A 19,003-nucleotide genomic window follows, 5' to 3' on the forward strand; every position below is an offset into this window, starting at 1 on the left:
CATTCGTGGTGCGTCAGTTCAGGGGACGCGTGCCCTCCGGGATGCCGCCGCCTTCACGGATGGACTCGGTGAGCTCCGCCAGCGCGGTCAGCGCGACCCGCTGCGTGAGCGGGCCGTAGGAGATGCGGGCGACGCCGAGTTCGGTGAGCCGTGCCTGCGGCGGCAGGCCCGGCAGGCCGATGACGGTCAGCCGCTGCGGGCCGAAGGCCTCGACCAGCGTGGTGATCTGCTCTTCGGACAGCACCCCGGGCACGAACACCACGGGCGCCCCGGCGTCCAGGAACGCCTTGCCGCGCCGGACGGCGTCCTCGAGCGTGGCGTCGGCGCCGCGTTCTGCCGCCTTCAGGAAGGCGTCGGTTCGGGCGTTGAGCACGAAGTCCGGCACGCCCTCGGCCTCCGCCGCCTTCATGATCGCCTCGACCTGGGCGGCGGCCTCGGCGAGCGGCTTCAGCTGGTCCTCGATGTTGGCCCCGACCACGCCGGCGCCGATGGCCCGGCGGACCGTATCGGCCGCGTTGCCGTAGCCACCTTCGAGGTCCGCGGTCACCGGCAGGTCCGTCGCGGCGACGATCCTCGCCACCTCGCCGAGCATCTCCTCGACCGGGATGTTCTCGCCGTCCTCGTAACCGCGGGAGGCCGCGATCGAGTGGCTGGCCGTCGCGAGCGCGGTCGTGCCCTCGATGTCGCCGACCACCTTCGCGCTGATCACGTCCCACACGTTGACCACCCGCAGCAACTGCGGATCGCGGTGGAGGCGGAGCAGTTCGGTGGCTTTGGCCGCGACGTCGGCGCCAGTGCTGCCGGTCATGTGGACCTTCCCTCGTCTCGTGGGTGACTGCCCTCGATCTTGCCAGCAGATCGCCCCGCCATCGGCCCGCAGCGGCGTTGATCACCCGGCTGAATGGGGGTCACACGCCTAGGCGCTGTCCGGTGAGCCTGGTCGATGGGCTTGGTGATCCAGGGGCCCGGGCGACCCCCGGGGTCGACTGAGCCCACTTCGATTGCTATGAGTGGGGCATTACTTGCGTTGATTGCAAGTAATGCCCCACTCATAGCATTGGCCGCCTGGGCGCGGAGCGTGACCGGACTCACCGGAGGAGCGCCTAGCCCACCAGGTCGCGTAGCTGGGAGCGGGCGGTGACGCCGAGTTTCGGGAAGCTGCGGTAGAGGTGGGAGCCGACCGTCCTGGGCGAAAGGAACAGGCGTTCGCCGATCTCGCGGTTGCTCAGGCCACGGGCGGCCAGCCGGATGATCTGCTGTTGTTGCGGGGTAAGGGAAGCCAGGGTGGTCGTCACGTCGGAGGCGGGGGTGGCTTCGACACCGGCGGCGCGGAGTTCCCCTTCGGTGCGCGTGATCCACGGGTGGGCGCCGAGGCGGCGGAAGGTTTCCAGCGCGGCCAGCAGCTTCGGCCGGGCGTCGGAGATGCGGCGGCGACGGCGAAGCCATTCCGCGTAGTCCAGCAGGACCTGCGCGCGTTCGAACGGCCACTGCCCACCGGCGGGATCGGCGAGCGCGGCTTCGAAGTGCTCCCCGGCGGACTCCGGGTCGAGCAGGGCGTGGGCGCGGTGGATCAACGCGGTCATCCGCGGCGAAAGCTCACCGTCGAGGTGCTTCCCGCACCGGTCGACGATCTCCGCGGCTTCCGTCTCGTGTCCTGTTCGGACGGCGGCCGCCGCCAGTTCGGCCAGCCCGGCGTAGGAACACGCGTAGTGCACGGGATCACCGGACTCGGTGAACAGCAACCGGAACTGCTCGTACGCCGTCACGTGGTCCCCATCGGCCACGGCGGCCATCCCGAGCGCCCACCGGGTGCGCACGGCCACCGCCCGGCTGCGGTTCGGGTCCACAAGGGACAACCCGGTGCCCGCCACCGCGCGAGCCCGCTCGGTGTCGCCGGACAGGGCCAGCGCGGCGGCTTCCAGCGAGCGCGTCGCCGCGTCGAGGTGGGGCAGGCCCGAACCGGCGGCGATGGCGCCGGTCGCGGCGAGCCGGGCCTGGGCCCACTGGCCGTGGTCCAGGTACGCCCAGCCCGCCGAGCAGCCCAGCCCGGTCGGCAGCGCGCCGCTCATCCGCCACCGGTGCAGCGCGTCGTCGAAGATGCGCACGGCCAGGCCCACTTCGTCGAGCAGCCAGGCCATCGCGCCCAGCGAGACCAGCCGCGCCGGGTCACCGCCTGCCTGCTCGACGAGCGCGGGGAGCGCGGCCGCCAGTTCCGCGCGCCGCGAGGTCGGGTCCAGCAGGGCGAGGGTCCAGGGATCGCCCTTGACCCGGGCGCGCACGGCCACGCGGTGTTCCTCGTCCCCGGAGTAGAACCCGGCGACCGACGCCGAGGCCATGGCGATCCGCTCCAGGTCCGGATCGTCGGCCGCCCGCAACAGCAGGGAGATCGCCGTGTCGTGCTCCGCGCTCAACGTCAGCACCTGGCCCACTCGCAGGGAAGCCTGCGCCACCAGCGCCGGGTCGTCGGTGCTCGCGCTCGCCTTCGCCGCCAGCTGCTCGACCCAGCGCGGCTGCCCGGTGTTGACGGCCGCGCCCGCCGCGGTCACCAGGCGGCGGGCGCGGTCGCGGCGGTCCGGGCTCAGCTCGGCGGCGCGCTCCAGCGCGGTCGCGGCGGCCGCGTAACCACCGCGGTCCTTGGCCCGGTTCGCGGATTTTTCCAGTGCGGCGGCGATTTCCTCGTCCGGTGCACCCGCCGCGGCGGCGAGGTGCCACGCCCGGCGATCCGGCTCGTCGGCGAGCCGGGCCGCGAGCGAACGGTGAGCCGCGCGACGCGTGGCCAGGGGAGCGCCGTGGTAGATCGCGGAGCGGACGAGCGGGTGCCGGAAGCGCACCCGCCCACCGGCGATGCGCAGCAGCCCGGCCCGTTCGGCGGGCGCGAGGGCGTCGGCCAGGTCCGCCACGACGAGGTCCTCGGCGGCGACGAGCAGCAGGGCGTCCCGCGTCGCTTCGGGCAGCTCCGCCAGGTCGGCGGCGAACACCCGCTCCAGCCGTTCGGTCAGCGGCAGCAGGTCCTCGTCCGCGCAGTCCGCCCTGGCCAGTTCCACCAGTGCCAGCGGATTTCCGGCCGCCTGCTCGAGAACGCGCAGGCGGCGCTTGCCGGACGGCGGAGCGGGCTGCGCGTCCAGCAACGCCGACGCCGCCCTGGTGTCGAGTGGACCCAGTACCAGCGAAGGAAAGCCGTCGAACCCGGTGACGTCCCGGGTGCCGCCGAGCACGGCCAGCGGCTCGTCGTCGATGCGCCGCGCGGCGAAGGCCAGCGCCTCGAGCGAGCCGGGATCGAGCCACTGCAGGTCGTCGGCCACCACCAGCACCGGCTCGCGTCCGGCGAGATCGGAGAGCAGGGTGAGCAGCGCGACACCGATGAGCAGCCGGTCCGGCGTGCCGTTCCCGGCCAGGCCGATCGCGCCGAGCAGGGCGGAGCGCTGCCGCTCCGGCAGCCGGCCGATCTCCGCCCGGACCGGCCGCAGCAACTGGTGCAGTCCGGCGAAGGGGAGGTTCGCCTCACCAGCCGAACCGGTCATCCGGAGCAGCCTGCCCTCGTGCGCCGCCGCGGCCTCCTCGAGCAGCGTGCTCTTGCCCGTGCCCGGCTCACCGGCCACGATCAGCACGCCGCCGGTCAGCCCCAGCACGGCCGCGCGTTCGGGGTCCCGTCCGGAGATGGTCACCACCCGACTGTATCCCCGACTGCAGTCGGCTGACCGATACCGCCGGGGCACCCCGGCGCCCAGGCTGGACCCATGGACACCATCACCATCGGAGATGTCGAGATCACCCGGGTGGTCGAGCTGACCACCCGGGGCCTGCCGCGGCAGTTCATGTTCCCCGACGTGCCGGTCGAACGCTGGCGCGAGCACGAGAACTGGCTGGCGCCCGAGTACTTCGACCCCGCCGCCGACGAGGTCCGCACGATGATCCAGACCTGGCTGCTGCGCAGCGAGGGCCGCACCATCCTGATCGACACCGGCATCGGCAACGGCCGTGAGCGCCCGTACATGCCGTTCTTCGCCCACCTCGAGACGGACTTCCTCACCGACCTGTCCACCGTCGTCCGCCCGGAGGAGGTCGACGTGGTCATCACCACCCACGTGCACGGCGACCACGTCGGCTGGAACACCCACCTGCACGACCGCGAGTGGCGCCCGACCTTCCCGAACGCCGAGTACGTCATCGCCCGGCCCGACTTCGACTACTGGAACCCGGAGAACGGGCACACCACCCGCTCCGGCCGCGGCATGCAGAACGTCTTCGAGGACAGCGTCGCCCCGGTCCACCGCGCCGGGCAGACCGTGCTGTGGGAAGGCGGGCACTACGACGTCGACGCCAACCTGCGCATCGAACTGACTCCGGGACACACCCCCGGTTCCTCGGTGGTGCACCTGCGGGACCAGGCGGTGTTCGCCGGTGACCTGCTGCACAACCCGCTCCAGATCGCCGAACCGGACTGCGGCCCGTGCTTCGACGAGGACGAGGCGCAGGCCGCCGTCGCGCGCCGCCGCGTGCTGGAATGGGCGGCGGACCACAACGCGCTGCTGCTGCCCGCGCACTTCCCGGGTGCCGGTGCGGCCGAGGTGCGGCGTGAAGGCGCCAAGTTCGCGGTGAAGGAGTGGGCGACGTGGCGGTGAAGGCGTTCCGCAACATCTCCTACGCGGCCCCGCCGGTGGGTGCCGGCCGATTCGCCGCGCCCGTGCCGGTGGACGGTGTGCCGCGTGCCGACGGCCCGAGCGCGCCCGCGCCGGAACGCCGCTTCCCGGTGGACCTCAGCCCGGTGATCGGCCACGGCTGGAAGCGCGGGGACGACTACCTGACCCTCAACGTCTGGACGCCGTCGACCACGGGCAGCGCGCCCGTCATGGTCTTCGTGCACGGCGGCGGCTTCGTCTCCGGCACCGGCCAGGCACCGCTGTACGACGGCAGTACCTTCGCCCGCGACGGCGTGGTGCTGGTCACGCTGAACTACCGGCTCGGCGCCCCCGGCTGGCTGGACCTGCCGGGCGCCCCGCGCAACCGCGGCCTGCTCGACGTGGTGGCCGCGCTGCGGTGGGTCCGCTCGCACATCGGCGACTACGGCGGCGATCCGGACCAGGTCACCGTGTTCGGGCAGTCGGCGGGCGCGATGATCGTCGGCGCGCTGCTGGTCACGCCCGAGGCGGGCGGCCTGTTCCGGCGCGCGATCAGCCAGAGCGGCGGCCTCAGCACGATGACCGCCGCGCAGGCCGCCGAGACCACCCGTGACCTGGCGGGTGTGCTGGGGATCGAGCCGACCGTGGAGGCGTTCGCCGGGATCCCCGACGAACGGCTGGTCACCGCGCTCACCGAGGTCCGCGCCGGCCCCCGGCTGACGCCGCTCGGCGTGGTGCTCGACGAGCCGGGGCCGCCGCACCCGGTGGACCTGCTGGCAGGCACCAACTCCGAAGAGTCCCGGCTGTACCAGCTCCCCGAGCACAGCGAGGCGATCGACCGGATGTTCCGCGACGGCCGTGACCGCCTGGTCGCGCTCTACGAGAAGGCGGTCACCTACGAGTTCGACTGGCGGGGCGGTCCGTCCGGCGCCTGCCACACCGTGGAGCTGCCGTTCGTCTTCGACCGGCTGGACCTGCCGGAGCTGCGCGAACCGGACGGCCTGCTCGGCCCCGACGTGCCGGAACACCTGGCCGCCGAGCTGCACGGCGCGTGGGTCCGGTTCGCGAAGACCGGCGAGCCCGGCTGGACGGGCGAACGGCGGTTCACCGCCTAGGAAACGCGACCGGGACTCGAGCGACGCCCGCGACCGCCCAGTACCGTGGAGGGTGGACCCGGACCAGGAGGACACGCGCATGGACCCCATCTCCGCCATCGACCTGTACTGGCGGCCCGGCTGCCCGTTCTGCATGGACCTGACGGGCAGGTTGAGCCGCGCCGGACTGCCGGTGCGCGAGTTCAACATCTGGGAGGACGAGGAAGCGGCGGCGCGCGTGCGGGCGGTCGCGGACGGCAACGAGATCGTGCCGACCGTGTTCGTCGGCGGGCACAGCATGATCAACCCGACCCTCGAGCAGATCGAAGCCGCGGTCCGCGAGCACGCCCCGCAGCTGCTCGCCTCCTGAGCGGCGGTGTGGTGCGCAGGTCGCTGCGCACCACACCGCGGCGGCGTCAGCGGTGGCGGGAGGCGCGGAGGAACTCCCGGTTCAGGTTGGCGATGCTGGTGAAGGGAATCCCCTTCGGACAGGCCGCCACGCATTCGCCGACGTTGGTGCAGCCGCCGAAGTCCTCCGCGTCCATGGTGCCCACCATGTCCAGCACCCGCCGCTGTCGTTCCGGGCCACCCTGCGGCAGCACGTTCAGGTGCGCCACCTTCGCCGCGGTGAACAGCATGGCCGAGCCGTTCGGGCAGGCCGCCACACACGCGCCGCAGCCGATGCAGGTGGCGTTGTCGAAGGCCAGTTCGGCGTCCGGCTTGGGCACCGGTGTCGCGTGGGCCTCGGGGGCGGCGCCGGTGGGCGCGGTGACGTAACCGCCGGAGCCGATGATCCGGTCGAACGCCGAGCGGTCCACCACCAGATCCTTGACCACCGGGAAGCCCTTGGCGCGCCAGGGTTCCACGTCGATCACGTCACCGTCGCGGAAGGCCCGCATGTGCAGCTGGCAGGTGGTGGTCCGCTCGGGGCCGTGTGCCTCGCCGTTGATCACCACGCCGCACGAGCCGCAGATGCCCTCCCGGCAGTCGTGGTCGAAGGCCACCGGCTGCTCCCCGTGCTCGATGAGTTCCTCGTTGAGCACGTCGAGCATCTCCAGGAACGACATGTCCGGGCTGATGCCGTCGACCGGGTAGGTGACCATGCCGCCCTCGCTGTCGGGGCCGGACTGGCGCCAGATGCGCACGGTGAGCTTCACGTGTAACTCCGCTGGGTGGGGTGTACGTAGTCGAATCCGAGGTGTTCCTTGTGCAGCACGGGCTTGTCCTCGCCGTACTGCCACGCGGCGACGTAGCTGAACGATTCGTCATCGCGCTGCGCCTCGCCGTCCGGGGTCTGGTGTTCCTCGCGGAAGTGCCCGCCGCAGGACTCCTCGCGGACCCACGCGTCGAGCAGCATCAGTTCGCCGAACTCGAGGAAGTCGGCCACCCGGCCCGCTTTCTCCAGTTCCTGGTTGAGTTCGGCGCCGCTGCCGGGGATGCGCACCCGCCGCCAGAACTCCTCGCGCAGGGCGGGCAGCCGTTCGAGGGCCTTGCGCAGCCCGGTTTCGTTGCGCGCCATGCCGCAGTGGTCCCACATCAGCATGCCCAGTTCGCGGTGGAACGAATCCACCGTGCGGTCTCCCTGGACCGCGAGCAGGCGGTCCACCCGTGACCGCACTTCTGCTTCCACTTCGGACACTGCCGTGTGGTCCGGCCCGATCGGCTCGAAGTCGCCGCGCGCGAGGTAGTCGTTGATCGCGGGCGGCAGGACGAAGTAGCCGTCGGCGAGGCCCTGCATCAGCGCCGAGGCCCCGAGCCGGTTCGCGCCGTGGTCGGAGAAGTTGGCCTCCCCGATGGCGAACAGGCCCGGCACGGTGGTCTGCAGGTCGTAGTCCACCCACAGCCCGCCCATCGTGTAGTGGATCGCCGGGTAGATGCGCATCGGCACCTCGTACGGGTTCTCCGCGGTGATGCGCTCGTACATGTCGAAGAGGTTGCCGTACTGGGCTTCGATGGCCGGACGGCCGAGGCGCGCGATGGCGTCGGCGAAGTCGAGGTAGACGCCGAGCCCGCCGGGGCCGACGCCGAACCCGGCGTCGCACTGGTTCTTCGCCGCCCGTGAAGCGATGTCGCGCGGCACCAGGTTGCCGAAGCTCGGGTACAGCCGTTCGAGGTAGTAGTCGCGTTCGGACTCGGGGATCTCGTGGGGCGGGCGGTCGTCCCCGGCTCGCTTCGGCACCCAGATGCGCCCGTCGTTGCGCAGCGACTCGCTCATCAGCGTCAGCTTCGACTGGTGCTCACCGGACCGCGGGATGCAGGTCGGGTGGATCTGCGTGAAGCACGGGTTCGCCAGGTAGGCACCGCGCTTGTGGGCCCGCCAGATCGCCGTGGCGTTGGAGCCCTTGGCGTTGGTGGACAGGTAGAAGACGTTGCCGTAGCCACCGGTGGCCAGCACGACCGCGTCGGCCAGGTGGCTGGTCACCTCGCCGGTGATCAGGTCGCGCGCGACGATGCCGCGGGCCTTGCCGTCGACCACGATCAGGTCGAGCATTTCGGTCCGTGCGTGCATTTCCACGTTCCCGGCGTCGATCTGCCGGGAAAGCGCCTGGTAGGCCCCGAGGAGCAGTTGCTGCCCGGTCTGCCCGCGCGCGTAGAAGGTCCGCTGCACCTGTACCCCGCCGAAGGACCGGGTGTCGAGCAGGCCGCCGTACTCGCGGGCGAACGGCACGCCCTGCGCCACGCACTGGTCGATGATCTGCCCGGAGATCTGCGCCAGCCGGTACACATTGGACTCCCGCGAGCGGAAGTCGCCGCCCTTGACCGTGTCGTAGAACAGCCGGTGCACCGAATCGCCGTCGTTGCGGTAGTTCTTCGCGGCGTTGATCCCGCCCTGCGCGGCCACCGAGTGCGCGCGGCGCGGGGAGTCCTGGAAGCAGAACTGGATCACGTGGTAGCCCTGTTCGGCCAGGGTGGCGCCGGCCGAACCCCCGGCCAGCCCGGTGCCGACCACGATCACCCGGTGCTTGCGGCGGTTCGCCGGGTTCACCAGCTTCGCGGTGAACTTCCGCTCGTCCCAGCGGCGCTCGATCGGCCCGCCCGGTGCCTTCGTGTCGGAAATCGGTTCGCCCACGGTGTATTCGGGCATGTCACGCCACCATCCCTGTCATCACGGCGATCGGTACCAGCAGGAAGCCCGCGGTGATCACGAACGCCAGCGCGGATCCGGTCACCTTGAGCGCGCGCTGCCGCGCCGGGCGGTTCATCCCGAGCGTCTGCGCGGCACTGAAGAACCCGTGGTTGATGTGCAGGCCGACGAGGATCACCGGCACGAAGTAGACGATGTTGATCCACCAGACCCGGAAGTTGGCCACCACGTTGTGGTACGGGTGGTGCGGCACGAAGTCGGGGTGCACGGCGCCCATGGTCAGGTCGAGGATGTGCCAGACCAGGTAGAAGGCGATGATCACTCCGCCCCAGCGCATGGTCCGGGTGGCGAAGGTGGCCTTCGGGCGCCTGCTGTGCACGTACCGCACCGGCCGTGCCTTCCGGTCCCGCCGCGAGAGCTGCACGGCGGCGGTGACGTGCGCGACCAGTGCGATCAGCAGCGCGACGCGCTGGAACCACAGGTACCACTCGCGGTGCAGCACGGGCTCGCCGATGGTGCGGAGCCAAGCGGAGTAGGAGTCGAACTCGGCCGGGCCGAAGAAGATCTTCAGGTTGCCGACCATGTGCGCCAGCAGGAAGGCGACCATGGCCAGCCCGGTGACCGCCATCACCGCCTTCTTGCCGATCGTCGATCGCCAGAAATCCAGTAGTGCCGGGCTTTTTCGCGACTTCGGCGACGCCTTCGCCGCGGGTGCAAGTACCACGCTCCGACGGTATGCCCGCTCCTGACCAGAGGGCAAACACATCTTTGCTCTGGTCACGAGAGGATCTGTCTATGATGGGGTATGCAGTTCCAGCAGCTGGCCTACTTCGTCGCGGTCGCCGAGACACGGCACTTCACCCAGGCCGCCGAGCGCATGCGGGTGGCGCAGCCGTCGTTGTCGCAGCAGGTCAAGGCACTCGAACGGGACGTCGGCGCGACGTTGTTCCACCGCATCCGCGGCAACGTCACGCTCACCGAGGCGGGGGAGACGCTGCTGCCGATCGCCCGCCGGATCCTCGCCGAGACCGAGGCGGCCTACCGCGCGGTCCGCGAACTCGACGAGCTGGGGCGCGGGCGGGTGCGGTTCGGGGCCACGCCGAGCCTGTGCACCGGGGTGCTCCCGCGCCTGCTGGCGACCTTCCGCGGCAAGTACCCCGGCATCGAACTCGTGTTGCAGGAAGGCGGATCGCGGGATCTGCAGGCGGCGTTGTCCGAGGGCACGCTCGACCTGGCGATGATCGTCGACTCGCGGGTGCACGACGATCCCCGGCTGTCCACCGTGCCGCTGTTCGTCGAGGAGCTGGTGGTGATCTCCCCGAAGGACGCGCCGGCGCCGGTGCAGGGCGCCCGGATGAAGATCCGCGAGCTGCGCGGCCATCCGCTGGTGATGTTCCGGCGCGGCTACGACCTGCGCGAGGCGACCATGGATGCCTGCCGTGCCGAGGGTTTCGAGCCGGACTTCGCCATCGAGGGCGGCGAGATGGACGCCGTGCTGGAATTCGTCCGTGCCGGAATCGGGCTCGCCGTGGTGCCGGGCACGGTGGTCGGCGACCGCTTCCGGATCACCCGGTTCGCCGCGCCCGGCCTGACCCGCACGGTCCGGCTGGCCTACCGCCGCGATGTGGAGCCGTCGCGGGCGGTGCGCGCGCTGCGCGACGCCGTGCCGCGCCTGCTCTACCAGGCGACCGCGGCGACCACCGGCGAGACGCTGACGCGGATCATCCAGCTCGGCTAGCGTCGGCCGTCGTGGATCTCTTCTCACATTCCTGGCCGGCGTTGCTCGCCGCGATCGCCGACCTCCCGGACGCGGACTTCGCCCGCCCGTCCGGCTGTTCCGGCTGGCTCGTCCGGGATCTGGTGTGCCCGCGCTGCTGAAGTGCCAACGCGGGCGACCACTTCTCGGCGTACGTCCTGGAATGGACGCTGCACCACCTCGACCTGATCAGGTACCTGCCGGACGCCGCGTTCCCGCCCGCCGAAGGGCTCGCGCGGTCACGCGAGATGCTGGAGCGGATCGCCGGGGCCGCGTTCCCCGGATCGTTCTCGGATCAGGCTGCCGTTCGTCATCGGCTGATCAGTAGTCGCCCAGCCCGCGTTCGAGCAGGTCGAAGGCTTCCTCGGCGAAGCGGCGGGTTTCGGCGACCACGCGGCCGGGGCTGTGCCCGTCGAGCACACCCCGCCGGACCTGGCAGACCAGCGAGCGGTAGACGCTGACCAGGGAGTTCGCCACGACCCGCGCGGCGAAGTCGCCGCCGAGCACTTCGGTCAGCGCGTCCGCCAGTTCGGCGGTGGCACGGTATTCGCGGGCCCGCAGCGCCGGGCTGGCGTCGACCAGGCGGCTGACCGTGCGCAGGCGATCGAGTGCCTGCCAGTCACCGGCTCTGGCCTCGACGAGCAAACCGCCGGCCTGCATGAGGCAACGGCGGAACGCGGTGATCACCGGTTCGCCCGCCGGGCGGGTGCGCACCGCGTCGAGCAGCCGCCCGCCGAAGGCGTCGATCCCGGCGTAGAAGAGGTCCTCTTTGGTCGGGAAGTAGTTGAACACCGTCGCCTCGGCGACCTGCGCCGCCCTGGCGACCTCGGCCACGCGCACCGCGTCGAACCCGCGGTCGGCGAACATGTCCCACGCGGTCACGGCGATCAGCCGCCGCGTCTGCTCCTTCTTCTGCTCGCGAAGGCTCATCGTTCTCCGGGGCGTCCGACCGTGAGGGCGGGCCCAGCCTATCCACTGGGCGGAAGCGGTGGGCAAGGTATGTAGGTGAATCGCGGATCGGCGTCGAGCAAGGGGATCAACGCGGTCTGATCTTCGCGGACGAACACCGTGGCCCACTGCCCGCTGCCCTCGCGCTGGAAGTTCGCCGGCCGGTAGCCGTCCTGGTAGACCGGGTCGGGGGTGCAGCGGGCGGTGTCGCCGTAGCCGCTGCCGGCGGTGACGGCCAGCGCGGGCCGCCGGACGTCGATGACGTAGGCGTAGTCGTGGGCGATGTGCCCGACCGGGCCGTTGGTCTCGGTGCGCAGGCCCCGGCGGGCGATGTGCTCGTCGGTCAGCCCGAGCACGTCCACCACCCGGATCGAGGGCCCGGCGCGGTAGGACAGCGCGCCGTTGGCGTAGGTGCTGATCACCGTGCCGGGCGGCAGGTTCGCGCCGAGCAGCGAGCCGAATTCCTCCATCTCGAAGATCTGCGCACGCCACTGGTGCATCGCCGGGACCATCTGCGGTGCCGTCGTCGAGACGATCAGCGAGAGGCCGCACACCCCGGCCGCGGCCAGCGGGACCACCCGCAGCTTGTCCGGTGGGAGCAGGCCCGCGGCGGCCACCGCGGCGACGGCGAGCAGCACCGGCACCGGCGCGAGCAGCCGCCAGCCGGGCATCCAGTCCCCACCGGCGTAGGTGATGAACGCCAGGTACGCCACCGCCGTGCCGCAGACCAGCCACACCAGCGACGCCCGCTCCTCGTCGGTTTTCCTGCGGGAGAAGGCGAACACTCCGAGCGCGACCAGTGTCGGCAGCAGGAACCCCTGCGAGACGACGGCGAATCCGGTCAGGTAGTCGCAGCCCTGTGCCAGTTGCCAGCCGAGCGAGCCGCCGGTCTTCGCGGCGAGCGCGTTGGGCACCAGGTGGCCGTAGTAGGCCACGCGCCAGATCGTCCACGGCAACGCAAGGAGCAGTAGCCCGGCCGTGTAGGCGAGCGGCATGCGCCAGCTCGCGCGGCCGCGGAACGCGGTGTAGAGCAGCCAGCCACCGGCGAACACCGCGATCAGCAGCCCGTCCGGGCGGGTCATGCCGGTCAGCGCGACCAGGACACCGGCGACGAACGGGCGCCGTACGGCCAGCGCGTACAGCACGCCGAGCACGAGCAGCACGAACAACGGCGTTTCCAGCCCGGATGGGCCGTAAGCGGCCAGTCCGCTGGCACCGGCGACCAGTAGCGCGGCGGCGATGCCGTCGGCCCGCCCGCCGGTGAGCCGGTTGGTCAGCAGGTAGGCCAGCACCACGCAGCCGGTGGCGCAGACCATGCCCAGCACAGAGGCGGCGAGCACGATCCCCTTGCCGAACAGCGCCTCCGGGATGGCGGCCAGCACCATCCACAGGAAGTTCGAATAACCCTCCACCCGTTCGCCGATGTTGAACACCGGGCCGTTTCCGGTGGCCAGGTTTTCCGAGTAGCGGAAGGTTATGAAGGCGTCCTCGGCGACAGTGGCGAAGGACAGTTGGTGAACGACGGAGAAAGCACAGATGGCCGTGAGCAGGCCGATCCGCCACGCCCGGCCGGTGGGCAACCTTGGCCAAGTGGCCACCACGGAAATGGCCAATGCCACCCAGCCAGAAAGAAGTAAAGCCACCTCGAAATCCCTCACGTCAGTGAACATGCTTTCGCCGTGGCCCAGGTTGTCCGCGAATTGTTTCCGGCGCGTTGCGAATAGCCGAACGATCAACTCAACGGATAATTAATAATTAATCTTGACGTCGCCGGGCTCGGTGGGGCAGACTGCGCTGCGTGCGGGTCGCGATCATCACCGGGGCAGCGCGGGGCATCGGCGAGGCGACCGCGCGCAGGTTCGCCGCCGACGGCACCGCGGTGGCGCTGCTCGACGTCGATCCGGACGTCGAGCGGATCGCGGACGGCATCGGCGGCCGGGCGATCGGCCTCCGTTGTGACGTCAGCTCGGAGCCCGATTGGGCCGAGGCCGTGCGGCGGTGCCGTGAACGGCTCGGGCCGGTGGATGTCCTGGTGAGCAACGCCTACGCGGCCGAGGGCGTGCCGGCGCACGAGATGAGCCTCGCGTCGTGGGAGCGCCAGCTGTCGGTGATGCTGACCGGTTCGTTCCTCGGGTTCAAGGCTTGTCTCGAAGACCTGCGCCGGAATCGGTGTGGCGCGGTGGTTTTCACCTCGTCGGTGCACGCGCTGGCCGGGTTGCCCAGGCGTGCTGCCTACGCTTCGGCCAAAGCCGGGCTGACCGGCCTCGCCCGGCAGCTCGCCGCGGAGTACGGCACCGAACTGCGGGTCAACTCCGTGCTGCCGGGGCCGGTCCTGACCGCTGCGTGGGACGGCGTCAGCGAGGCCGACCGGCGGCGCAGCGCCGAGCAGACCATGCAGAAGCGGCTCGGCCGTCCCGAAGAGGTCGCCGCCGCGATCGCCTTCCTCGCCGGGGACGACGCCTCGTTCGTCACGGGCGCGTCGCTGGTCGTCGACGGCGGGTGGAGCACCTACAAGACTTCGTCCTGAGCTGCCTGAGGAGAGCGCGTGAAGATCACCTCCGTGGAGACGTTCCTGGTGCCGCCCAGGTGGCTGTTCTGCCGCGTCGGCACCGACGAGGGCGTCACCGGCTGGGGCGAGCCGGTGGTCGAAGGCCGCGCGGGGACCGTACGCGCGGCGGTCGAGGAGCTGAGCGAGCTGCTGATCGGCCGCGATCCACACCGCGTCGAAGACCTCTGGCAGCAGCTGACCAAGGGCAGTTTCTACCGCGGTGGGCCGGTGCTCTCCAGCGCGGTCGCCGGGCTGGACCAGGCGCTGTGGGACATCCTCGGCAAGTCGCTCGGCGTGCCGGTGCACCAGCTGCTCGGTGGCGCGGTCCGCGATCGGGTGCGGATCTACGGCTGGATCGGCGGGGATGAACCCGCAGCCGTCGCCGAAGCCGCCGCGGCGCAGGTCGAAGCCGGGCTGACCGCGGTGAAGATGAACGCCAGCGGGCGCATCGGCCGGATCCCCGGACGGGACGAGACGCGCGGCGTGGTCGAGCGGTTGGCCGCGGTGCGTGAGGTGCTGGGGGAGCAGCACGGCGTCGCGGTCGACTTCCACGGCCGGTTCACCGCTGCGGGGGCGCGGCGGGTGATCCCGGAACTGGCGGGGCTGCACCCGTTGTTCGTCGAGGAACCGGTGCTGCCCGAATACCCGCATCGGCTGGCGGACGTGGTCAGCGTGAGCCCGGTGCCGATCGCCTGCGGGGAGCGGCTGTTCTCGCGCACGGATTTCCTGCCGGTGCTGAACGCCGGGGTCGCCGTGGTGCAGCCCGATCTGTCGCACGCCGGTGGCATCTCCGAGGTGCGGCGGATCGCCTCGCTCGCCGAGACCTTCGACGCGCTGCTCGCCCCGCACTGCCCGCTGGGCCCGCTCGCGCTCGCCGCGAGCCTGCAGGTGGCGTTCGCCACGCCGAACTTCCTGATCCAGGAGCAGAGCCTCGGCATCCACTACAACCAGGGGGCGGAACTGCTCGACTACGTGCTCGACCGGGCGCCGTTCGCGTTCCGGGACGGCTCGATCGAGCGCTGGACGGCGCCCGGCCTGGGCGTCGACATCGACGAGGACGCCGTCCGCCGGGCGGACGCCACCGGACACCGGTGGCGCTCGCCGGTGTGGCGGCACGACGACGGCTCGTTCGCGGAATGGTGAGGACCTGTGCTTGACGAACTGAAGGAACACCGGCTGCTGGCGATCATCCGCGGCGACGACCCGGTGGCCGACGAACGCACCGCGCTCACGCTCATCGATGCCGGGGTGCGGATGCTGGAGATCTCACTGACCTCCGCCGACGCGCTGCGGGTGCTGGAGAAGGTCGCCACCCAAGCCGCCGGCGCCTCGATCGGCGCGGGCACCGTGCTGACCGCGGAAGACGCCCGCCGCGCGAAGGACGCCGGCGCCACCTACGCCGTGACCCCGGCACTGGGCGAGGGCGTGAACGCCGCGCTCGAGCTGGGCCTGCCCGTCCTGGCCGGGGCGATGACCCCCACGGAAGTGCAGGCCGCGCACGTCGCCGGGGCCACCGCGGTGAAACTGTTCCCCGCCGAACACCTGGGCCCGTCCTACCTCGCCGCCCTGCGTGGCCCGTTCCCCGACCTGGCCTTCGTCCCCGTCGGCGGCGTCACCCTCGAAGACGTCCCCCCCTACCTCGCCGCCGGTGCCGTCGCCGTCGGCGTCGGCAGCCCCCTCACCTCCCACAACGGCGACCTCACCGCCCTACGCCACCGCGCCACCACCTACCTCCACGCCACCACCCCCTAACCCCCAAGTCCCACGTTCAACCCCCCGAGTCCCACACTCCCGCACCCGAGTTCCACACTCGCGCGGTCGAACCCCACGTTCAGACACCCGAGTTCCACGTTCGGGCGCCCGAACCCCACACTCGGACGCCCGAGTTCGACATTCGGGCAGCCGAGGCGCACGTTGAAGGCAGTCGAGTCACGCACTTCCGCAGTCGAGTCCCACGTTCCAGCACCTGAGTTCCACGTTCAGACAGCCGAGTTCCGCATTCGGAATGCCCGAGTGTGGAACTCGCGGGCGTGAGTGGGAGTTTCAGCTGCCCGAGCGTGGAACTCGGGTGCCTGAACGTGGAGTTCGCCTTCGGCTGCGGATCGAAGGTCGCTGATCGCCAGGAGGTCGCACCCCTGGCATCCGGCCGCGGGTTCTGAACTGACCCCGCGAACGTGGAACTCGCCTGCCTGAGCGCAGAACTCGGCCGCCCGAACGTGGGACTCGGTTGCCTGAACGCAGAACTCGGTTGCCTGAGTGTGGGACTCGGCTGCCTGAACGTGGGACTCGGTTGCCTGAGTGTGGAACTCGGTGTCTGAACGTGGGGTTCGGTTGCCTGAACGTGGGGTTCGGGCGCGCGAATGTGGGGTCAGGGGCGGGCTTGGGTGGCGTCGGTGTTCGCGTCGGCGATCAGGGTGGCCATGGCGCGTTCGGCGGCCGCGGGGTCGCCGGTGGTGATGGCGGTCAGGACGGCCCGGTGGTTCGGGACGGGGTCGCCGGCGGCGGGGGTGCTGTGCACGATGCGGTCCCGTTCGGCCAGGCCGATGGCGATGATCCGTTCCATCCGCACCAGGAAGCTGTTGTGCGTGGCCGCCATCAGCCGGCGGTGGAAGAGCAGGTCGGCGCGGACGGCGGCGTCCACATCGGACCCCGCATCGGCCATCTGAAGCAGGGCGTCTTCCAGCGCGGCCACGTCTTCGGCCGTCGCGCGCGTGGCGGCGAGGCGCGCGGCGGCTGGTTCGACCACCGCGCGTACCTCGCTCAGTTCGTCCAGCAGGCTCGAATCCTCCGCCGCCGCGATCTGCCAGCGCATCACGTCGGCGTCCAGCATGTTCCACCGCGAGCGCGGCTGCACGAACGTGCCGTGCTTCTGCCGCGCCCCGATCATCCCCTTGGCCGACAACACCTTCAGCGCCTCCCGCAACGCGGTCAGGCTGATGTCGAGTTCCTGGCGCAACGTCGGCAGGTCGAGCACCGCGCCTTCCGGCCACTCGTCGGCGAGGATGCGGGTGGCCAGTGCTTCCACGGTCTGCTCGTGCAGCCCGCGCGGCCGCTGCTCAGTCAACGACGGCCCGCCTCGAGCTGGAGTTGCTCTCGCGGAATTGGAGCACAGCCGGTCATGCCGATCAGCCTAGCGCCGCCACCCGCCGGGCCAGCGAGACCAACGCACCCGAGGCGCCCGAGTGTCCTGGGTCACATTCGGGATTCCGTCCGCCGACCATGTCGAGAACGCGGCGCGTGCTCCGTCCAGTCCTCGCAAGCGCCAAGATGGGCGCACGAGACGAGGAGCCAACCGTGCCGAAGTTCCTGCTGCTGATGAACTACAGCCACATCGAAGGCGTGCCCCCGATCACCACCTGGACCCCCGAGGAGATCAACGCCCACATCGAGTTCCAGCACCAGCTCGGCCGCGAGCTCGCCGACCGGGGCGAGGTGGTGGACACGCAGGGCCTCGCCGGGCCCGAGCTGGCGAAGATCGTCACCTCCGACGGCGGCGCGCCGGTGGTCACCGACGGGCCGTTCCCCGAGTCGAAGGAGTTCCTGGCCGGGTACTGGCTGATCGACGTCGACTCCGAGGAGCGGGCGATCGAGATCGCCGCGAAGGCCTCCGCCGCCCCCGGGCCGGGCGGCCGCCCGATCAAGCAGCCGATCGAGATCCGCCAGGTGATGGGCCCGCCGGTGCAGGAGCTGTGAGCGGACCGGTCGCCGAGGGCCTGCTGCGCGAACTGGCGCCGCAGGCCCTCGGCGCGGTCGTCCGCCGGTTCGGCGACTTCGAAGCCGCCGAGGACGCGGTCCAAGAGGCGCTCCTCGCGGCGGCCGCGCACTGGCCGTCCGAGGGGCTGCCGGACAACCCGCGCGGGTGGCTGATCCAGACCGCCACCCGCAAGCTGCTCGACCAGCTGCGCAGCGAGCAGGCGCGCCGCCGTCGCGAGGGAGTCGCGGTGCTGCGCGAGGTCCCGGCTTCCGAGGTCTCCGGCCGTGACGACACGCTGATCCTGCTGTTCCTGTGCGCGCACCCCGCGCTGACCGCGCCCTCGGCGATCGCGCTGACCCTGCGCGCGGTCGGCGGGCTGACCACGGCCGAGATCGCCGTCGCCTTCCTGGTCCCGGAAGCCACCATGGCGCAGCGCATCAGCCGCGCGAAGGCGACGGTGAAGAAGGCCGGGTCGAGCTTCCGCATGCCGTCGGGCGACGAGTGGAAACCGCGGCTGCGCGCGGTCCTGCACGTGCTGTACCTGATCTTCAACGAAGGCCACACCAGCACCGCGGGCGGCGAGCTGCACCGCGTGGAGCTGTCCACCGAAGCGATCCGGCTGGCCAGGGCGATGCACGCGCAACTGCCCGAGGACGGTGAGGTCGCCGGACTGCTCGCGCTGATGCTGCTGACCGACGCCCGGCGGCCCGCCCGTACCGGGCCGCGCGGTGAGCTGATCCCGCTCGACGAGCAGGACCGCACGCTCTGGGACGCCGCGCTGATCCACGAGGGCACCGGGCTGATCACCGAGGCGCTGGCGCGGGGTGCGGTGGGGGAGTACCAGCTGCAGGCCGCGATCGCCGCGGTGCACGACGACGCGCGCCGGGTCGAGGAGACCGACTGGCCGCAGATCCTCGTGCTGTACGGCCTGCTGGAACGGATGTCCGGCAATCCGATGGTGTCGCTGAACCGCGCGATCGCCGTCGCCATGGTCCACGGGCCGCGCGCCGGTCTCGAGCTGCTCGCCGAACTGGACGAACGGCTGCCCGGGCACCACCGGCTGATCACCGTCCGCGCGCACCTGCTGGAGAAGGCCGGTGAACTGGAAGCGGCGATCGAGCACTACGAGACGGCGGCGAAGCGGTCGACCAGCCTGCCGGAGCGGGACTACCTGACCAAGCAGGCCGCCCGGTTGCGGCGCCCCACGGATGTATAACGACCAATACAGCGCCGCTCTGTTGTCGGTTATCGTAGTCAAG

17 protein-coding genes and 2 pseudogenes are annotated in these 19,003 nt (G+C 71.2%); 11 read left to right on the forward strand and 8 right to left on the reverse strand.

Annotated elements, in window-relative coordinates:
* Positions 1 to 13: 13 nt before the first annotated feature.
* The gene (locus L3Q67_RS29310; RefSeq protein ID WP_499184658.1) at positions 14 to 808 is read right to left on the reverse strand and encodes an isocitrate lyase/PEP mutase family protein; all 795 of its coding nucleotides are present in this window, start codon (positions 806 to 808) and stop codon (positions 14 to 16) included.
* A 295-nt stretch (positions 809 to 1,103) separates the two neighbouring features.
* Positions 1,104 to 3,665: an ATP-binding protein gene (locus L3Q67_RS29315; protein ID WP_499184659.1), complete on the reverse strand. Its 2,562-nt coding sequence runs from the start codon at positions 3,663 to 3,665 to the stop codon at positions 1,104 to 1,106.
* A gap of 72 nt (positions 3,666 to 3,737) precedes the next feature.
* Between L3Q67_RS29315 and L3Q67_RS29320 the strand changes: the two genes are divergently transcribed.
* From L3Q67_RS29320 to L3Q67_RS29330, 3 genes are all read left to right on the forward strand, one after another.
* Positions 3,738 to 4,622, forward strand: coding sequence for an MBL fold metallo-hydrolase (locus L3Q67_RS29320; protein WP_499184660.1), 885 nt, complete (start codon positions 3,738 to 3,740; stop codon positions 4,620 to 4,622).
* Positions 4,613 to 5,734, forward strand: a complete 1,122-nt coding sequence (locus L3Q67_RS29325; protein ID WP_499184661.1) for a carboxylesterase/lipase family protein — start codon at positions 4,613 to 4,615, stop codon at positions 5,732 to 5,734. The genes L3Q67_RS29320 and L3Q67_RS29325 overlap by 10 nt, the downstream gene beginning before the upstream one ends.
* A 79-nt stretch (positions 5,735 to 5,813) precedes the next feature.
* Positions 5,814 to 6,083, forward strand: a complete 270-nt coding sequence (locus L3Q67_RS29330) for a thioredoxin domain-containing protein (protein ID WP_499184662.1) — start codon at positions 5,814 to 5,816, stop codon at positions 6,081 to 6,083.
* Between the two features lie 46 nt (positions 6,084 to 6,129).
* Here L3Q67_RS29330 and L3Q67_RS29335 read toward each other — a convergent pair whose 3' ends face one another.
* The 3 genes from L3Q67_RS29335 to L3Q67_RS29345 are packed head-to-tail and all read right to left on the reverse strand — an operon-like array spanning position 6,130 to position 9,522.
* The gene (locus L3Q67_RS29335; protein WP_499184663.1) at positions 6,130 to 6,870 is read right to left on the reverse strand and encodes a succinate dehydrogenase/fumarate reductase iron-sulfur subunit; all 741 of its coding nucleotides are present in this window, start codon (positions 6,868 to 6,870) and stop codon (positions 6,130 to 6,132) included.
* The gene (locus L3Q67_RS29340; protein WP_499184664.1) at positions 6,867 to 8,798 is read right to left on the reverse strand and encodes a fumarate reductase/succinate dehydrogenase flavoprotein subunit; all 1,932 of its coding nucleotides are present in this window, start codon (positions 8,796 to 8,798) and stop codon (positions 6,867 to 6,869) included. Before L3Q67_RS29340 ends, L3Q67_RS29335 begins: the two co-directional genes overlap by 4 nt.
* Before the next feature lies 1 nt (position 8,799).
* Positions 8,800 to 9,522, reverse strand: coding sequence for a succinate dehydrogenase cytochrome b subunit (locus L3Q67_RS29345; RefSeq protein ID WP_499184665.1), 723 nt, complete (start codon positions 9,520 to 9,522; stop codon positions 8,800 to 8,802).
* Between the two features lie 81 nt (positions 9,523 to 9,603).
* On the opposite strand from L3Q67_RS29345, the gene L3Q67_RS29350 reads away from it, so the two are divergent.
* The 3 genes and pseudogenes from L3Q67_RS29350 to L3Q67_RS29360 form a co-directional block, all read left to right on the forward strand.
* A complete protein-coding gene (locus L3Q67_RS29350) occupies positions 9,604 to 10,536 on the forward strand; it encodes a LysR family transcriptional regulator (protein WP_499184666.1) in 933 nt (310 codons plus the stop codon).
* 11 nt (positions 10,537 to 10,547) lie between these two features.
* Positions 10,548 to 10,664 (forward strand): annotated as a pseudogene (locus tag L3Q67_RS29355) (maleylpyruvate isomerase N-terminal domain-containing protein); the annotation flags it as partial.
* Positions 10,665 to 10,685: 21 nt separating this feature from the next.
* Positions 10,686 to 10,919, forward strand: a pseudogene (locus tag L3Q67_RS29360) (maleylpyruvate isomerase N-terminal domain-containing protein); the annotation flags it as partial.
* Here L3Q67_RS29360 and L3Q67_RS29365 read toward each other — a convergent pair.
* Positions 10,876 to 11,484 (reverse strand): TetR/AcrR family transcriptional regulator, encoded by a 609-nt coding sequence (locus tag L3Q67_RS29365; RefSeq protein ID WP_499184667.1) that lies wholly within the window; start codon positions 11,482 to 11,484, stop codon positions 10,876 to 10,878. The pseudogene L3Q67_RS29360 and the gene L3Q67_RS29365 sit on opposite strands and share 44 nt — an antisense overlap.
* A gap of 38 nt (positions 11,485 to 11,522) precedes the next feature.
* Positions 11,523 to 13,145, reverse strand: a complete 1,623-nt coding sequence (locus L3Q67_RS29370) for a DUF8728 domain-containing protein (RefSeq protein ID WP_499184668.1) — start codon at positions 13,143 to 13,145, stop codon at positions 11,523 to 11,525.
* A gap of 155 nt (positions 13,146 to 13,300) precedes the next feature.
* Between L3Q67_RS29370 and L3Q67_RS29375 the strand changes: the two genes are divergently transcribed.
* From L3Q67_RS29375 to L3Q67_RS29385, 3 genes are read left to right on the forward strand one after another with little or no spacing between them, the layout of a single operon-like run.
* Positions 13,301 to 14,029 (forward strand): SDR family NAD(P)-dependent oxidoreductase, encoded by a 729-nt coding sequence (locus L3Q67_RS29375; protein ID WP_499184669.1) that lies wholly within the window; start codon positions 13,301 to 13,303, stop codon positions 14,027 to 14,029.
* 18 nt (positions 14,030 to 14,047) lie between these two features.
* Positions 14,048 to 15,193 carry a D-galactonate dehydratase gene (gene dgoD / locus L3Q67_RS29380; protein ID WP_499184670.1) on the forward strand — a complete coding sequence of 382 codons (1,146 nt, stop codon included), beginning with the start codon at positions 14,048 to 14,050 and terminating at the stop codon, positions 15,191 to 15,193.
* Positions 15,194 to 15,199: 6 nt separating this feature from the next.
* On the forward strand, positions 15,200 to 15,802 hold the full coding sequence (locus L3Q67_RS29385) for a bifunctional 4-hydroxy-2-oxoglutarate aldolase/2-dehydro-3-deoxy-phosphogluconate aldolase (RefSeq protein WP_499184671.1): 603 nt from the start codon (positions 15,200 to 15,202) through the stop codon (positions 15,800 to 15,802).
* 616 nt (positions 15,803 to 16,418) lie between these two features.
* Here the strand turns inward: L3Q67_RS29385 and L3Q67_RS29390 are convergent.
* On the reverse strand, positions 16,419 to 17,114 hold the full coding sequence (locus L3Q67_RS29390; protein WP_499184672.1) for a FadR/GntR family transcriptional regulator: 696 nt from the start codon (positions 17,112 to 17,114) through the stop codon (positions 16,419 to 16,421).
* A 230-nt stretch (positions 17,115 to 17,344) separates the two neighbouring features.
* Here L3Q67_RS29390 and L3Q67_RS29395 point away from each other — a divergent pair, with 230 nt between their 5' ends.
* Positions 17,345 to 17,743, forward strand: coding sequence for a YciI family protein (locus L3Q67_RS29395; protein WP_499184673.1), 399 nt, complete (start codon positions 17,345 to 17,347; stop codon positions 17,741 to 17,743).
* Complete coding sequence (locus tag L3Q67_RS29400; protein ID WP_499184674.1) at positions 17,740 to 18,960, forward strand: RNA polymerase sigma factor; 1,221 nt, start codon at positions 17,740 to 17,742, stop codon at positions 18,958 to 18,960. The genes L3Q67_RS29395 and L3Q67_RS29400 overlap by 4 nt, the downstream gene beginning before the upstream one ends.
* Positions 18,961 to 19,003 lie beyond the last annotated feature (43 nt).

The organism is Saccharothrix sp. AJ9571 (genome assembly GCF_021725495.1).
Classification (GTDB): Bacteria; Actinomycetota; Actinomycetes; order Mycobacteriales; family Pseudonocardiaceae; genus Amycolatopsis; species Amycolatopsis magusensis.